This is a genomic window from Acetobacter cerevisiae (assembly GCF_001580535.1).
In the GTDB taxonomy this organism is placed as follows: domain Bacteria; phylum Pseudomonadota; class Alphaproteobacteria; order Acetobacterales; family Acetobacteraceae; genus Acetobacter; species Acetobacter cerevisiae.
Genome location: NZ_LHZA01000139.1, coordinates 1 through 17,320, shown reverse-complemented (window position 1 = coordinate 17,320; position 17,320 = coordinate 1). Strand labels below are relative to the sequence as shown.

The 17,320-nt window shown below is 52.2% G+C and carries 7 protein-coding genes and 1 pseudogene; 5 read left to right on the top strand and 3 right to left on the bottom strand.

The window, feature by feature from the left end; all coding sequences use genetic code 11:
• Positions 1–31 precede the first annotated feature (31 nt).
• The 5 genes from AD928_RS06635 (at position 32) to AD928_RS06615 (ending at position 5,340) form a co-directional block, all read left to right on the top strand.
• Complete coding sequence (locus AD928_RS06635) at positions 32–1,525, top strand: CoA-acylating methylmalonate-semialdehyde dehydrogenase (protein WP_062249267.1); 1,494 nt, start codon at positions 32–34, stop codon at positions 1,523–1,525.
• A gap of 174 nt (positions 1,526–1,699) precedes the next feature.
• Positions 1,700–3,049: a carbohydrate porin gene (locus tag AD928_RS06630; protein WP_167347352.1), complete on the top strand. Its 1,350-nt coding sequence runs from the start codon at positions 1,700–1,702 to the stop codon at positions 3,047–3,049.
• Between the two features lie 86 nt (positions 3,050–3,135).
• Positions 3,136–4,005 (top strand): DoxX family protein, encoded by an 870-nt coding sequence (locus AD928_RS06625; RefSeq protein ID WP_233419988.1) that lies wholly within the window; start codon positions 3,136–3,138, stop codon positions 4,003–4,005.
• Positions 4,006–4,129: 124 nt separating this feature from the next.
• Complete coding sequence (locus tag AD928_RS06620; RefSeq protein WP_233419987.1) at positions 4,130–4,783, top strand: GlcG/HbpS family heme-binding protein; 654 nt, start codon at positions 4,130–4,132, stop codon at positions 4,781–4,783.
• Positions 4,784–4,854: 71 nt separating this feature from the next.
• A complete protein-coding gene (locus AD928_RS06615; protein ID WP_062249261.1) occupies positions 4,855–5,340 on the top strand; it encodes a GlcG/HbpS family heme-binding protein in 486 nt (161 codons plus the stop codon).
• Positions 5,341–5,446: 106 nt separating this feature from the next.
• Here AD928_RS06615 and AD928_RS06610 read toward each other — a convergent pair whose 3' ends face one another.
• From AD928_RS06610 to AD928_RS06600, 3 genes and pseudogenes are all read right to left on the bottom strand, one after another.
• On the bottom strand, positions 5,447–14,005 hold the full coding sequence (locus tag AD928_RS06610) for a GH36-type glycosyl hydrolase domain-containing protein (RefSeq protein WP_062249258.1): 8,559 nt from the start codon (positions 14,003–14,005) through the stop codon (positions 5,447–5,449).
• A gap of 521 nt (positions 14,006–14,526) precedes the next feature.
• Positions 14,527–15,276, bottom strand: a pseudogene (locus AD928_RS06605) (TonB-dependent receptor domain-containing protein); the annotation flags it as partial.
• A gap of 24 nt (positions 15,277–15,300) precedes the next feature.
• Positions 15,301–17,271, bottom strand: coding sequence for a TonB-dependent receptor plug domain-containing protein (locus AD928_RS06600; protein ID WP_062249254.1), 1,971 nt, complete (start codon positions 17,269–17,271; stop codon positions 15,301–15,303).
• Positions 17,272–17,320 lie beyond the last annotated feature (49 nt).

The window sequence follows — 17,320 nt, the reverse complement described above, 5'->3', positions numbered from 1 at the left end:
ATTCAATATCTCTGAACAGCAGGAGCAAAAAATGGTGACAATTCCTCACGTTATTGGTGGACAGCATACGGAGGGGCATGGCACGCGTCGGTCTGATGTTTTTAACCCGGCGACGGGTGAGGTTGCGCATCAGGTGGCATTGGGTGATGCGGATGACCTGGAAGCGGCGATTGCTGCTGCACAGAAGGCTTTTCCAGACTGGGCCGAAACGCCCCCGCTGACGCGTGCACGTATCCTGTTTAAAGCGCGTGATCTGATCGAGGCGCATCGTGACGAACTGGCGGCTATTATTACCGCTGAACACGGTAAGGTGCTCTCAGATGCAAAAGGTGAAGTGACACGCGGTCTGGAAGTGGTGGAGTTCGCCACGGGTGCGCCTGAACTTCTCAAAGGCGAATATACCGAGCAGGTCAGCCGCGGCATTGATGCGTGGACCATGCGCCAGCCTCTGGGTATTACCGCAGGCATCACACCGTTTAACTTCCCGGTCATGGTGCCTTTGTGGATGGCGCCCATGGCTATTGCGACGGGGAACTGTTTCATCCTGAAGCCTTCTGAGCGGGATCCGTCAGCGTCAGTTCTTCTGGCGGATCTTTTCAGGGAAGCCGGGCTGCCGGACGGTGTGTTCCAGGTAGTGCATGGTGATAAGGATATGGTTAATGCAATCCTTGAGCATCCTGCCATCTCAGCGGTCAGCTTTGTTGGCTCAACTCCCATTGCAAAACATGTGTACGCAACCGGCACGGCAGCCGGCAAGCGGGTTCAGGCCCTTGGTGGGGCGAAGAACCATGCCATCGTCATGCCTGATTGCGATCTTGAAAAGACCGTTGATGCCCTGATTGGCGCAGCCTATGGATCAGCCGGAGAGCGCTGTATGGCCATTTCCGTTGCTGTGGCCGTTGGGCCGGTAGCGGACCCGCTTGTCGAAATGATTGCAGACCGCGCTAAGGCGCTACGGATTGGCGTCGGCACGGATGAAAGCAGTGAGATGGGGCCGGTTGTCACTGCGCAGCACCGGGCAAAAATTCGGCAGCTGATTGATACAGGTGTTGAACAGGGCGCGACTTTGGTTGTTGACGGGCGTGAGCTTGTGGTGAAAGGGCATGAAAACGGATTTTTCCTCGGCGGCACGCTTTTCGATAATGTGACAGCGGAAATGGAGATCTACCGCGAGGAAATTTTTGGCCCGGTCCTGTGCGTGATGCGTGCGCCAGATTTTGAAACGGCCCTTGAGCTGGTTAATGGCAGCCCCTACGGGAATGGTACTGCCATCTTTACACGGGATGGGGATAGCGCACGCACTTTCACGCATCGTGTAACCGCTGGAATGGTCGGGATTAACGTGCCGATCCCGGTGCCAATGGCGTTTCATTCCTTTGGGGGATGGAAGGATTCCCTGTTTGGTGACCATCATATGCATGGCCCGGAGGGGGTGCGTTTCTTCACACGTATGAAGGCTGTCACCCAGCGTTGGCCGACAGGTATTCGGGCCGGGGCAGAATTTTCTATGCCGACGCACGGCTAAATCGGTAGCAGACTAAAAAGGAGCGCGTAAGCCATCAGAAAGATGGCAGCGTTCCGGCCTTACAAAAACAACAACAAAGAAATCCATAATAAGAAAAATAAAAGAGGTTTCAGAATGTTTTACTTTCGTTCAACTCTGTAGTGGCCGCGTGTCATGCGGTGTTTTCCACTCATCGTGGCTTTGGTAGTTGCGATGCTGGTTCCTGCGGCCGAAACCTGGGCACAGTCCACAGTGACTGGCCCGGGCGCTCGGCCAGAAATTCTTAACGCGATACCGCCTGATTCCGATTATCCTCCTGCTCCGCCCGTCACACATCTTCTGGAGGGCGAAGTGGGGCGCTGGCGGTCATCGCTTTCAAAAAAAGGCGTCGATATTCTGCTGGATGACTGGTCGGAATTTGCAGGCAATCTTACGGGAGGCACACGCAAGGCACAGGATTTCGCTGGGCAGGTTGCCATGGAGGTTGATCTGGATTGGGGAAAAATCTTCAATATTCCGGATTTCACGACCACAATCACTGTCGTTCAGCGTCATGGCAGAAGGCTTTCAACAGATGCCCTGCAGGATGGGGTGGTTAACCCACAACAGATTTATGGTGGGGGCGGGAACGTGCTCATACATCTGGTGTATTTCTATGCACAAAAAAAATGGTTGCATGGCAGGATTATTTTGACGGCAGGACGGTATGCACCGGGCCCGGATTTTGATTCCAGCCCGTTGCAATGTCTGGTCATGGGCGGGGCCACCTGTAGTCAGCCTCGTGCAACGTCATTGACCGACGGGTATTCTTCCTGGCCGGGAACAGCATGGTCCGCAGTCCTGCGCGTGCGGCCGACCAAGCCAACGTATGTTACGTTTGGAGCGTATGAGACCAGCCCCCTCAAAGGCGGTACAGCGGGGACGGACTGGGGTGGTGATCATATAACAGGTGTAACACTGGCTCTAGGGGGAGGGTATGAGCCTGCGTTTGGGCCTCATAGGCTGAATGGTCATTATAAAGCAGGTATGTTGTGGGATTCTTCCCCGCATGCGTACAATGATGCAACGACAGACACCCCTACACGGTGGCGGCACGGCCAGATGATCAGCTACGTTGCCTTTGATCAGATGCTGGTGCGGAACGGGAAATATTCAGATAGCGGCATCATCATTCTGGGTGGTTATACGCATGTGACGTCCGGGATCTCTGTTATCTCGGATCAGGCGTATGTGGGGATTGAAGATGTCGGGCAGTTTGCAGGACGTCCGCGTGATGCACTGGGTCTGACATGGTCTGCGTTGCGTTATGGTCCAAATGTCAAATCGGTCTGGCAGCCGGGGCAGGGGACTATTCTGCTGGACCCTCTCTCACCAAACAAACCTCTTCTGGCAAGCCGTGAGTCCATATTTGATGCGACTTACAATGTACACGTCTGCAATGGCATCGATATTGCGCCGGATTTTCAGTATTTCTGGCGGCCAGGAGGCTCCGGACGTGTCAGGAATGCTGCGGTGCTGGGGGTGAATGCCCATGTAACGTTATGACGGTGCTGAAGGAAGAGTTTAGGATAAGGTCATGCGTTTTGTATGGCTAAAAATTGACATCTTTTACAAGAAGAAAAACAATGTTCATGAAGCCAAATGTGTTGGTTCCGTCTTTTGCGGCGTTAAGCCCGCGTTATGTGCCTTACTGGCTCTTATGGGTGGCTCTGGCTGTGTCTGTCGGCACAATGGTCTATTCGTCCTTTATCGTGCCCGTTATTCCAGATTTTGCACGTTGGTCCACAATAGGGCTGGATATCCTTGCCCTGAGCATTGCAGTTTTTGTGATGCCAAAAAGCTTTGTGATTGGCTTCCTGGGGGCGCTCCTGCCTTTTGTCATCAGTTGGCGGGTTGCGGCTATTCATGACTCTTTTCCTGGCATGGCGAGCTCCAGCATCACGTTCCTGATTTATCTGGCCCTCTATGCGGATTGCATGATCCATGACTGGACGCGATTTCGGGCATCTGGATGGAATGGGCACCTGCAATGGCAGCTGGCGGTAATCCGCATCTATTTTGGTTTTGATATGGTCGGGCATTTTGCTGAAAAGCTCTTTGCTGGCGCGGACTCCTTCCACCATATGGCGCAGGTGTTTGTTGGGTTTGGACTCTCATCTGGGGGTAATGCGGTTATTGTGGCAGGCCTGTGTGAGCTTGCAATCGCGATTGGTGTCGGGATGGGGTTTCTGACCCGGATGGCTGGGGTTGGCGCGGCGCTTTATTATCTGATTGCCAACCAATATGGCCGCCATTTTGAGGATGGCTTTACGTGGAATAATGCACCGGTCGGCGGCTGGGAATATCCGATGCTCATGATCGTATTTTTTGCCAGTTTTGCCATTGCAGGTGCAGGAAAATTCTCCCTTGACGGCTGGCTGATTGCGCATGGACGGATGCCACGATTCCTGATGCCATTCTGCGTTTCAACGCGCCCCGATTATGTGATGACCAGGGACTGAATGGGTTATGCTTTTGAGGGAGATCTCAGGATAGACAGATACCGGGATGGATCGTTTTGTCGGTATAGATTAAAATAAAAAATATTAACCTGTAGTAATTGGTGGAATTAATCATCAAATAAGCGTGATAAATAAAATATTTATTGATTTATACTGTATTGATTGTAGGTTCTTTTTTGATCCGATGGTTTCGGTATCGAGTTTTCTACTGTGTGACGTTTATGATTTTGCAATCTTGGCGGAGGGAAAGAGTAAACGTCACGACTGGGTCAATAATAACATCTCCAATAAGGTACCCTTTGCAATGAAAAAAATACTTGCAGCTTTTGCGTCCACTCTTTTGTGTGCCTCACCCGCTTTGGCGCAGGCGGCCTCAACGGCGCCGCAGCTCAACATTACGACAGATGCTGCGATGGATATGGCGCATTATGCGGTTGGTCTGGCTGAAAGCCGTCACCTTAAGCTGTGCATTGCTGTTGAAGACACCGATGGAAATCTTGTCGCATTCATCCGGATGCAGGGCGCCTATGCAGGATGTGTAGAGGCTTCAATTGCCAAAGCAAAATCTGCAGCACGATTTGCCCGCAATACGATTGAGTTTTTTGATGCTGCACGTGCGCAAAATCTTCCAATCGGTTTTGTTCCTGGCATTCTGCCTTCAGCGGGTGGTGCGGTCTTCAAGCAGGGTGAAACTGTGGTCGGCAGTATTGGCACCAGTGGTGATACGAACGAAGCCGAGCAGGCGCTTGTGGTCGATACGGCAAAGCATTTTCACTGAAGCGTCATGCGACAGGGAATGCTTTTTACAAAAACAAAAGTTGGTAAAACTTCTTCAGGTCAGGACGTCACATGAAACTTAAATTTCTCGGGCCTTTGGCCATTCTTGCTGGCTTCTCCACAATGGCTGCGGCGCAGGCTGATGACAGCAAGGTGTTAACGCGCACTGTGCTCAGCAGTGCTGGCGCAAAAGGTTTGCTAAATGCAGCAGAAGCCGCGGCAAAGCAGCGGAGCATGAAAGTGAGCATTGCCATTGTGGATGCATCAGGCAGGTTGCTGGCATTTACGCGGATGGATGATTCTCAGACAGGCACTGATGAAACAGCCATCAAGAAAGCCCGAACGGCGGCTCTCTACAGTTCCCGTGGGAAAGTTCTGGCAGAACGGGTTAGCCAGAACCAGGCATTTCTCACAACTCTGCCGGGCATTACGGCCGTGCCGGGTTCTGCCCCTGTTATGAACGGCCAGTATCTTATTGGTGCCGTGGGGGTGAGTGGTGCTACGGATGATCTGGATGATGCAGTTGCGACGGATACCGCTGGCGGTTTTCACCCATAAATTTTAAGGGGCAGGACGATATCGGGTAATAATTTTTCCTGCCTACAACGCGATATTAAGAGAATATGTTCTTCTCTTAATATCGCAGTTATGTAGATACTTTTAACTAAATCGTATAAATAACTGTATGACTTGCTCCATCATCCTGGAGTTGAAGTCTGTCTGTTTTCCCCAAAGAGATATTATCGACGGTCAGGCCTGGTGATGCGCTGTGACTAACCCGGTTAGGGTTCTTGATGATGCAATGATACTGACTGCTGCGCCAGTGGAGCGTGACTTCAAATTCAGGCCATTCCCGTGGAATGCAGGGGGTTATCAAAAGCATGTCTCCCTGAATGCGAATGCCAAGAAGGGATTCAATGCCTGTGCGCTGCATCCATCCGGCCGACCCGGTATACCAGGACCAGCCACCTCGCCCGATGTGCGGAGCTACTGAATAAATATCCGCAGCAACCACGTAAGGTTCCAGTTTGTAACGGTTTGCCTGCTCCTGTGTGCGGGCGTGCTGGATGGGGTTAAGCATGCTGAACAAAGCATGAGCCTGATTACCGTCTCCCTGTGCTGCAATGGCCATTACTGTCCAGAGTGCCGCATGGGTATATTGCCCTCCATTTTCCCGCACTCCGGGCGGGTAGCCTCTGATATAACCGGGATCAGGCAGCGCTTTGTCAAAAGGCGGTGTGAGAACAAGGATCAGTCCATCCTGCGGGCGGACAAGATGCTCAACAGCCGAGTACATGGCGTGATGCGTGCGTTCGGGAGACGCCGCATTAGACAGAACGGCCCAGGACTGGGAAATGGCATCAATCTGGCATTCAGTGTTTTTATGAGAGCCAAGGGGCGTGCTGTCATCAAAATAGGCACGCAGATACCAGTCTCCATCCCATGCGCGTTCCAGAGCATTGGCCAGCTTTTCAGTGTGGTTCTGCCAGGCTGAGGCTCGAGCCGTGTCATGTCGCTCAAGGGCAAGAGGAATGAATATCTTCAGCGTGGTGTAGAGGAACCAGCCCAGCCACACGCTTTCTCCTCGGCCCTGTTCTCCCACCCTGTTCATCCCGTCATTCCAGTCTCCTGTTCCCATAAGTGGCAGGCCGTGGTCTCCCACAGGTAGACTATGGTCCAGTGCCCGCGCACAATGCTCAAACAGACTGGCTTTTTCAGAAGAGAGTGCGGGAACCGTAAAATGGTCGTGTTCTGTAATCGGCAGAGGGGGAGCCTCAAGGAAGCCTATACTTTCGTCCAGAACGGCCTTGTCTCCGGTTGTCGTGACATAGTGGGCTACTGTGTAGGCCAGCCAGGTGCAATCATCAGAAATATGGGTGCGAACACCAGAGCCAGTTTGCGGAAGCCACCAGTGTTGCACATCGCCTTCAGGAAACTGGCGAGATGCTGCCCGTAAAATATGCTCCCGAACCCGCTCGGGGGAGGATGTTGCGAGCGCCATGCCATCCTGCAACTGATCCCGGAAGCCAAAGGCGCCACTGGCCTGATAAAAGCCCGCTCTGGCCAGAACACGACTGGAGAGAGTCTGATACAAAAGCCAGCCATTGAGCATGATATCCATGCTTCTATCAGGGGTTTGGACCTGAATGGCATGGCAGACTGTATCCCATTTTGCGGTAACGGCTTGCAGAACGTCATCAAGGTCTGCCGTGCGATACTGGAGAATAAGCCGCCTTGCTTCAGCTTCGTCCGACGCCTCACCAAGCAGGAAGACAATTTCCACACGGCCATTGGCCGGCAGCGTAATAAGGGTCTGGAGGATGCCACAGGGGTCCAGCCCGGCTCCTGTTGCGCTGTGCACGCCTTCAGAATGGGTAAAGGCACCCGGGTTATCCAGAGACCCGTTGCGGCCAACAAAACTCTTGCGATCCCCGGAAATGGTCGTGACGTAGCTGCCCAGATCCGCAAAGGCTACACGGGAGCCATAGGTCCCATCCCATTGGTTTCTGGCAAAAAGGGCGCCGGTTTTTGAGTCTGTTTCGGTGGTGATGAAAGGGGCTGTTTTCGTGCGGGAGGTTCCCAGAACCCATTCCACATAGCTGGTGAGGGACAGGGTGCGGGACTGTCCCGAAAGATTATGCAGTTGAATGCGTGAGAGTTTTATCGGGTCTGTTGGCGGCACATATTGCAACAGGCTGCTGGCAATGCCGTGGGCTATCCGCTCGTAGCGCGTATAGCCCCGCCCATGATGGGTGACGTAAGTTGCGCCGGCGTCTCGTCGGACTGCGGCGGTAAGGCTCCAGACAGTATGAGTTTCTTCATCTCGCAGATAGAAAATCTCACCCGGAGGATTGCTGATCGGGTCATTGGACCAGGGTGTGATCTGATGTTCCCGGCTGTTAAGAGCCCATGTGTGCCCGCTGCCTTCTGCTGAGGCCAGAAAGCCGAATGTCTCGTTGGCTATGACGTTGATCCACGGAGCTGGTGTGGACGTGCCCGGAGACAGCACAACAACATAAGTTTCGCCATTATTTGCAAACCCACCGTAACCATTGAAGAACTCCAGTTCTGGCACGGGGGGCGTATCAAATGCGGCAGGCTCGGAAATGGGAAGAGGCTGAAAGGCAGGCGGCGTCTGTGCAGGCTGGGATTCTGCCAGATCAAGCTGTTCCTCAAGGCTGTCTTTTGCGCCCAGAACAACGCGCGCAACGGACAGGAGAAGAGCCAGAGTGCCGGGGGAGAGCAGATCAGTCCGTAAAATACGAACTGACCCGGCCCCTGTTGCGGCTTTAGGAATGGAACGCACCAGATTTTCCAAAGAGATCTGGAGATCCTGCAGGTAGGAAGAGGGGTGGTCGTTCAGGATAACCAGATCAATCGGGAGTTGTTTGAGGCGGAAATATTCATGAGCCAGCAGAACCTGACGTACGATGTCTGTCCCTGAATTTTCCTTGACTGTCAGAACAACGAGAGAGAGGTCGCCTGAAATGCCGAGCTCCCACAATCCCGTCTGGGGGCCCGCGCCAAGCCTGATGGCAGGGGATGATGCGCGCAGAGAAGAGCCTGCAAACAGGATATGGCTTGCCAGACGCTGGAACAGGTCTGCTTCCGTCGGATTGATATCAAGGTGACGCAACTGGATTTGTGCTTGTGTCCAGGCCAGAGTGCGCACGCGGTCCAGAGCGGCAGCATCCTTATGCGTATCAATCAGGTCCAGAAGTTTTTCCCGGGATGATGCCGCCATGGTCCAGAAAGAAATGCGCGTTGTGGTGCCCGGTTTGAGCGTTGCCCTGCAACGAAGAGAGAAAGAGGCGTCAAGAACAGTTCCTGTTTGTCCTGATAACGCGGTTTTTCTCGTCAAGGCGACCGGAGATCGCACGGTGTGGTTGCGACCGATGAAGTCTGCCCGGTCTGTTCCCATGCGGATGGGAAGCGGAGAAACAGCAAGATGGACAACCCAGATTTCTGCCTCATCCGGGGTTCTGCGCCTGCGCGTGGCAATAAGCGCTTTGGCTTCAGGAAGATATTCGGTCTGAACAAACAGCTTGGTGAACGCTGGATGCGCCAGGTCTGCGTCTTGGGCCAGAAGTGCGAGTTCAGCATAGGAGGTGATATCGATTTCCTGCGTCTCATGACCTGCATTGGAGAGCGTGAGGTGCCGAACCTCAGCATCATCTTCTGCGGAAACCATGATGTCCAGAGTGGTGGTGAGTGCTCCATCCCGGCGGGAAATTTCTGCACGATCTTCGTGAAAACCAACCAGATAGTCATCGGGTATAGTGCCACAGGGCTGGATGCCCGCAGACCAGACAAAACCTGTTTTAACGTTTTTCAGATAGACATAAGAACCATGCTGGTCGAGCGTAGGGTCTTCTCGCCACCGTGTAAGCATCTGTCCCTGCCAACTGCTGTAACCAGAACCAGCAGATGTGAGCATGACAGTATAACGGCCGTTTGAAAGCAGATGCGTTACCGGCTCCTGCGTGTAGGCTGTGCTATAGTAACGGCCTGCGCGTATCGTTGCTTCGGGGGCCGGGGCGGGAATAGCCTGTTCGGCAGGGAGAGGGCGGGCCACAGCGCTTTTGTCTGGTGCGCGCTCTTGCAGGAGCAGCTCTGCAGAGGCCATGGTTGGGTCATTATGAAAACGGGTTCTCATGACCCCGTTCAGAACAGTATCAGCAACTGCGAGAATGGACATGCCCTGATGGTGTGCCATGTAAGCGCGGACAATCGCCACAGTCTGGTTCTCAGGAATACGTTCGGGCGTGTAATCCAGTGCTTCAAAAAAGCCGTATCGTCCTTGTGCACCGGTTTTTTCCAGAACGGAGAGGTTGGCGACAGCTTTTTGTGGATCAATCATCGCGGCCAGCAAGGTCGCATACGGAGCCACAACCATATCCTGCGCAAGGCCACGTTTGAGACCTAGTCCGGGCACGCCAAAATTTGAATACTGATAAGTATAGTCAAGATCCCGGACGTTATAAGCGGCCTCGGAAATGCCCCAGGGAATGTTTCGGCTTTGTCCATAGGCGATCTGGCGTTGGACAATCCGGGCATTCGTTTCCTGCAGCAGGCTGCCGACGGGCGCACGCATGACCAGAGAGGGCATCAGATATTCGAACATTGACCCGGACCATGAGACAAGTGCTGCCCCATTGCCAGAAGGCGTTATAGCCCTGCCCAGGCGGAACCAGTCCCGTGCGGGAATGTCCCCTTTGGCAATGGCAAAATACACAGCCAGCCGTGCTTCCGATGCGAGAAGGTCGTAACAGTTGGCATCCGCCGTGTCGTCTTGCACCAGAAAGCCAATGGACAGCAGTTTCCGGGATGTATCGCGCAGAAAACTGAAATCCATCTCGTTAGCAAGCTGTTGGGCCTGATACTCCAGCGTTTGAATACGTTCCAGAAGGCCGGATTTTCGGGACTGGTCGAAGTCGCGAAGGTGACTTTCCAGCGTGCGGAGCGGAGCTGAGGCCCAGAAGGCCGGGTCTCTGGATGAAGGTATGGATGACTCTTCCGGGAACGGAAACAGATGGGCTGCATGCTCCGCAATAATTTTCGCCTGCTGGAGGAAATGCGTGAGAGTCAGGCTCGTTTTGTCTTCTGGTGCTGACAGGACTGCATTTTTCAGTTTTCCAAGAGATCTGAGAAGAACGCGCTGCTGTTTGGTGAGCTGAAGGCGTATTCCGTCTCTAAAAGTAATTTCCATAATGGCGATTGTGATGGCGTCGGAAAGGCCGGCTCGCCAGTCATGAGGCTCAGTTTCCTGCGTGAGCCATTCACGGCAGGTGCTGGCAACGGTAATGAGATGCCCGGCGAAGTTGCCGCTATCCACTGTAGAAACATAAAGAGGGCTCAGAGGCTCGAGGGTTTCTGTACTATACCAGTTGTATAAATGGCCCCGGTATTTCTTCATTTTGCGGACTGTTTTCAGGGTGGAGTCCAGCCGTTCCACCGTGTCCTGAAGGCCAGACCATCCAAAGTCGCGCGCATTAATGGCGCAAAGCAGATAGAGGCCAATATTGGTGGGCGAGGTGCGTCGGGCCAGAACGAGGCTGGGGTCTTCCTGAAAGTTGTCTGGCGGCAGCATATTATCAGCCGGAGTGACGAAGGTTTCAAAAAAACGCCATGTTCTGCGCGCGGTGAGGCGGAGTGTTCTGATATCAGTTCTGGAAGGGCGTGACTGAGAAGGGATGATGGGAGAGCGGCTGGTCCACAAAGCAAGAGCGGGGGACAGAACCCACAGGCAGGCAAGAGGTGCACATAAGAGGAGGGTCTCAGGGTCTGTCCACATGACGTAAAGGGTGAGCACGCCAGCAAAAATGGGAGCTGCCAGCATTTTCTGATAATATTGCGCCATGCCCGACTGGAGCAGGTGGGCCGTATGGGCCGCCGGAACCCACTGTAACAGCAGGCGACGCGTTATGAAGACCCGCACGAAGGTGCGACAGATTGCATCCATCATAAGAAAGGCCTGATGGGCCAGAAACGTGAGATTGAGCGCCGTCATGATGGCTGCGGTCATGAGGTGTGACGTAATGACGGTGAAGTAGCTCCGGAAGGTGATCCATTCTCGCCGTGGGAAAAGATCCGGCAGAACAGGCAGGAAGGCGGGAAGAGCGACTATCAAAAGGATAAAGAGCGTCCAGATGGCCGCGTTGTCTGGCGTAAGAAGCCAGCATGCCAGTAAGGTGATGAGTGTGAACGGAGCGCACAGTGTCCGGCGCAGGTTATCAAGCATTTTCCAGCGGGCAATTCCGGACAGGCGGTCATGCGGTAGCGGTGTTTTTGTTGTGCCGGAAATGATCCACGGCAGGAGTTGCCAGTCGCCGCGCGTCCAGCGATGCAGCCGTTGAGCTGAGACCATGTAATCGGTCGGAAATTCCTCAACGACTTCAATATCAGAGGCAAGGGCTGCGCGTGCAAAAATGCCTTCAAACAGATCATGGCTCAGAAGGGTGCCTTCCGGTACACGGCCGGCCAGAGCGGATTCAAAAGCATCAATGTCATAAATGCCTTTCCCCGCGTAGGACCCTTCTCCAAACATGTCCTGATAAAGGTCCGAGATGGCGGCGGAATAGGCATTGATCCCGCTGGATGTGGAATAGATTTTTTGAAAGACCGTACTGTGATGCCCGACGGGGAGAGAAGGCGTCACCCGGGGTTGCAGGATGGCATAGCCTTTCTCAATTCTTCGGGTTTCAGGATTGAATTGCGGGCTATTAAGAGGGTGAGCAAGCTTGCCAACCAACCGCCGCACTGTTTCCAGAGGGAGGCGTGTATCCGCATCCAGCGTGACAACATAGCGAACGTTTTGCGGCAGAAGACGGCTCTGGTCGTCAAGAAACGTCGTGTCGGTGGCGCCGCGTAGCAGCCGGTTTAGCTCATGGAGCTTTCCGCGCTTGCGCTCCCATCCCATCCATGCGCCCTCACTCTCGCTCCAGATGCGGCGGCGATGCAAAAGCAGAAACCTGTCTCCATTAGGAGATGCGCCAAAGCGCTGATTCAGGAGAGCAATACCGGTAACGGCCTGATGCAAAAGCACGCCATCATCCGGACTGACTTCGGTGTCACAATCTTTCCAGTCGGTCAGGAGGGCAAAATGGACGCTCCTGTCGTGCGTGGCCAGATAGTGGATTTCAAGCCGCGTCAGAAGCTCTTTGACAGTTTTTGCATCTGTTAGAAGGGCGGGAATGACAACAAGAGTGCGCATATGGTCCGGGATGCCCTGCAACAGCTCAAGACCCGGCAGCATGGTGACTTTAACCGCACGGAGGGCGAGCCTGTTGATGCAGGCGACAGCAGCCTCCGATGTTGGGATTGCGGCACAGATTACGACAAGGGCCAGCCAGAATGTGGGGGTGTATTCTTTTTCTGAAATCCAGATGGGAATGCTAAGGAAAAAGAGTGACATGATGAAAATAGCCAGACTATATCCGGTAATTCCATGATGGCAGAAATCTCGTATAACTTTTCTGGAAAGGGGAGGGGTGAACCCCACTTCGGCTTCGAGCGCCAGGCGACCGTCCAGAAGAAGGTAATAGCCAGGGTCGCTTTTGCGCGGGTCTGAGGCGTGCGTTTCCTGCGCCTGTTGTGCAAAGGCAATGGCGCGATGGGCGATATCGAGCTCAGAGACTTTGCTGCCAAGCGCCAGATCTTCAATGGCCTTACGGTACAGGTCTCGGCTTGCAAAATCGGCCAGAGTAAAGCTTGGATAGTTTGTGAAGGCTTTATCAATCAGACAGATCTGCTCAAAGATTTCTGTCCAGTCCAGACCGGTAATCAAGCGTAGGCTCGTGATGATATTGCGAACAGTAGCGTTGAACGCCTCTTGATTTTGAAAATCGTCCTGAATGGTTTTTTCAATACTGCTTTTCTTGTCTGCCAGACGTTGCTCTAGCCAGACCAGAGCAGGATCTTTTTCCAGATCCAGCCCTCTTGACCGATGAACGAGACGGGCAACAAAAGCCGGGGTCAGGCTTTCTGGCTCAACGAGAGAGAGAACCTTCTGGATGGAGAGGCCTTCGTCTTTACGAGTTTTTTCAAGTTTATCGGCAAAAAGATCAGCCGCGCGGCGACTGTTACTATTGTCGATGATGGCGTGCGCGGTCCGGCGCAGATTTTCAATGAGCACAATCCGCAGGGTCATGGGAACAGCCCACAGTTCCCCAATGGTGAGAGGCGTCACACTTTGATAGGCCAGAAGATAGCGGCAAAGGACATCCTGATGCAGGTGGCTGTCAGTATGGGCGACAAGCGCCCACATCACGCCAAAAATCCGGGGTAATCCTTCAAATGGTCCGTTTGCCAGCTTGGGCAGGCGGGCATAGTAACCGGGAGACAGGTCAAGGCTTGTTTCCCTGATCTGCATATCAATAAGCGCATAATTGTCGGCAAGCCACTGGGCTGCAGGTGTTAACTGTTTCCCGGCCTGCAGCGCTTCTGTAATAGCGGCATCTGTTTTGCGAAGGAAAATACCATTTTCTGCGAGGCGATGTTTTAATGGATAACTGCTCGTCTTGCTTTTGTGAGTAATTGTCTGAGCAACGGCCAGACTACGGGCATGTGCCTCAAGGCGCTCAATGCCGAAAATTTCGCTTTTTACCGGCGCTCCATCGTTCTGCCAGTAAAGGGATGTATCGGGCTTGAAGAGACGCAGCCAGAAAGACGGGCGGTCGGCCCGACGCGCTGCATGTTGAGGAAAATCCGTAGAGCCGTCCATGCTGTTGCTCCGTCTTAGCGCTTGGAAGAGAAAAGGGTTTTTGTCTTTGTTTTCGGAAAAGGCTTCTGCGCGAGCGGATTGCTGACTTTATGCAAGTTTTTCTTGTAAGCCAGTTGGGTTTAGAAAATCGTTTTCAGTCGTTCTGCCGTATCGCTCCTGGCAGTAAGGGAAGCAGCCCGACGTAGATGAGACTGCATCTTCATGGTTTTCTCCTTGATCACCAGGTGTCACAGAAGAATTGAAACGCTTTGATTTATATAGAAAAGTGTTCACCTATCTCCAGCTTTTGCGATGGAGGGGATGAGTCACTACGAATAACAACGTGGAGCGTAGGGAATAGTTCCCCGCCCTCAGGGCGCGAATATTGCTGCCAGTGCACTCGGCCCGATAGAGCCGGCCTGCTCTTGGTTTAGGCAGGTCACTCTTATAGGCCGAAATACCGTGACCCCGTAAAGGGCCACGGAGTAAAAGGAGGGCAAGTGGTTTTAAGGGAGTGATCTGTTGTTGGCGTGGAGAGTCCGTTAGTTGTAAACGACCTCAAAATAGATGCTGCGGCCGTAGTTTTCTTTTGCTTCAAGGCGATTGAGGTTTTTACCGTAATACATCCGTGTATGTGACCCAGCCAGATTATAAACTTCATATTTAAAGCGAAGAGTGTCCGTAATGTCGTGCCATGCGCCAATGTCTAAACTTGGCTGCGAGCCATAACCATAAATTTGCGTCGGATCATCATTCAGTCCTTCGAGGTATTTTGCTGAGTAAGAAAAGGATGCTTTCAGTGCGCCGCGTATTTGCGGAATGTGCCAGGTTACGCTTCCGTTAAAAATATACTTTGGCTGCTCAGGGAGTTGATTGAGTTTGTAGGAAACATTTGCACCTTCATAAGTCATCCGGCCACGCATCCATGTGCCGCTGGCATTGATGTCAAAAGACTGATTCCATGGGCCTTTAATGCTGCGGTTCACAACAGAAACTTCAACACCCATAAGTGTTGAGGTGTTGGCATTGCGCGGTTGTTTAACGTATGTGAGTTCATCATTAATAAGCTCTGTAGATCTCGTTGTGTAAATGTCGTGTTTTATTATTTTGTTAAAATAAGCGACGCTAAAAACACCACGACCATGGTTAAAGAACTTATCTATTGAGACATCAAAGTTTTGCGCCTGACGTGGGCGCAGATTGGGATTGCCGCGCGTCAGTGAGCAATTCACACTCCCCGCCTGCGTATCGTCACTGTTACCACAGCTATATTGTTCGGCCTGAGCGAGATCTGTTGGTTGTGGGCGCCCAACAGATTAGCTGTAAACTGCATGAAGTATTAAATCACGAGGAAATTCATGCACAAAGGTTAAAGAAGGCAAGGGGTTGATGTAACCACCGTTCTTCTTATTGATTTTTCCTGTTGCATTTGCCCCGTCTGTTTCAGGAATAAACGCATTAAAATTTACAGCGTCTGCCCGAACACCCGCAATGAGTTGCGAATGCCGCCATTTGTAGTGAAGGGAGACGTAGCCGTCAAAAAGTTGTTCTTTATAGCGGAAATAAGCTAGTTGCGTGTAACTACGTGACTTGTCTGCATCAAGCGTTTGCTTATCCCACGCAAAATGGGTCAGATCAAAAAAAGGTCCATTAGGGTTTTTCATGTCTGGAATAAACATACTGGAAGTCGCATCTCCTCCAGAGTTATACCAAAGCTGGTTAGAGGAATTGGTCGCATCCAGGCTGCGCCATTCAAACCCACTTGCAAACCCAAATCCGTGAGAGTCAGGATTAAGATTTCGTGTGTAATCCAGACGCACGTTTGCCACGCCTTCATGGTCGCGGTCGTACTCTTGTTGTACTGTCTGAAATGTATAACCGCTATTAAGCAGTTTATTCATATCGCTAATATCTGTAAGGGTTGCTACTCTTTCTTTGTCGATGGTGTAGTCCGCAAAAACGGCCTTATTCCCTTTTTCACTTGGGTAAACTCTGGCGGTGACATAGGGCTCATGATTGAAGTAATCTTCCCAAGTGTAACCAGCGCGTAATTTAAGGGTTGAAATATTGTCGTGCCAGTTCAAATTGCCCAAAACACCATTGGTATTCATTTTCCAGTTATCTTTACGACCAATAGTGCGAGCTCTGTAAATATATTCTCGCCCACTCGTGGGCGTTTGGTTCCATATCCCCGTATCGTCAAGAAGATATTCGTTATGCTCCATAAAGGAGTCTTCCCACCTCTGGTAGGCGTAGCCCATGACTGACGCGCTTAATCCGGTATTTTTCGGACGCCATTCCAAACGGGCTGCTCCCCCTAAAGTATTGAGGTCATTGGAATAGCTGCCACCATCAACGTAGCGGGGGGCCGTCATGCCGTTCCAGCCGGGTGTGGTGGAGGCGTTGGGTTTAAGGATTTTACCTTTGGTGTCGTAATAGTTGTAGCTATCTTCCTGCCATGTTTTGCTCGTATTGCGCGTCCGTTTTTGGTACCGGAATGAGGTCATAATCCCAAATTCATTGTTTTTCCCAAATCTATCGGAAAAAACGGCTTTAGCGCCTTGCCCCAGGTGAGGGGACATACCGGGGATCTTGTTAGCGCCAGCAGACCCTTTTTCGGTCGAGTAGATGCCATAAGCGTTAATGTATTTGTAGAGGCCTTTGTGGTCAAAAGCGCTCCGGGGATTCATATCAATAACCGCACCAATGGCCCCGCCATCCTGCTCGGCGGTAAAAGTTTTATAAATACTGTCTTCACCCGTCATTTCTGCTGGTATATTCTGTAAGTTTACACGGCGCCTGATGCTGCCACCATCACTAATGCTGGCAAGTGTTATGCCATCTAATGTTGTCTGGTTCAGGTCAGAAGAAACGCCACGCACACTGATGTAGCGGGGTTCATCCCCATTACGAATGCCAGTAACACCCGGTAGCTGCGTGAGCATCTGGGCAATAGAGGTGGCACCCCCAAGGTTGGAGAGATCGTCATAGGTGGCGGTGTCTACCACACCGGCAAAATTGCGTTTAGTACGAAGTTCTCTTCTATGCCCTTGTACGGTCAGGTTATCTTCTCTGGCCTGTTCCGATGTTTTAGTTTTTTGGGCTGTTTTTGCTCGGAGTGTTATGAAATTTTGGTTAGAAGCATCAATTTTGAAGGTGTTTGTTCCGAGAAGTTTATGCAGTGCTGAGAAGTTATCCATCTTTCCGTAAAGGGGGGCAGAGCGCAGGTTATCTGCTACCTTGCCGTCAAACGCAATATGGAGCCCTGTCTGCCGGCTGAAAGCCATGACGCGGAAATCTCACAGAAGGGTTGTACATCGGGTTAGATTATGAAAA

Bases quoted from the DNA above. Each gene is read 5' to 3' on its own strand.
- AD928_RS06635 (WP_062249267.1), top strand. From the start codon at position 32: ATGGTGACAATTCCTCACGTTATTGGTGGACAGCATACGGAGGGGCAT.
- AD928_RS06625 (WP_233419988.1), top strand. From the start codon at position 3,136: ATGAAGCCAAATGTGTTGGTTCCGTCTTTTGCGGCGTTAAGCCCGCGT.
- AD928_RS06615 (WP_062249261.1), top strand. From the start codon at position 4,855: ATGAAACTTAAATTTCTCGGGCCTTTGGCCATTCTTGCTGGCTTCTCC.
- AD928_RS06610 (WP_062249258.1), bottom strand. From the start codon at position 14,005: ATGGACGGCTCTACGGATTTTCCTCAACATGCAGCGCGTCGGGCCGAC.
- AD928_RS06600 (WP_062249254.1), bottom strand. From the start codon at position 17,271: ATGGCTTTCAGCCGGCAGACAGGGCTCCATATTGCGTTTGACGGCAAG.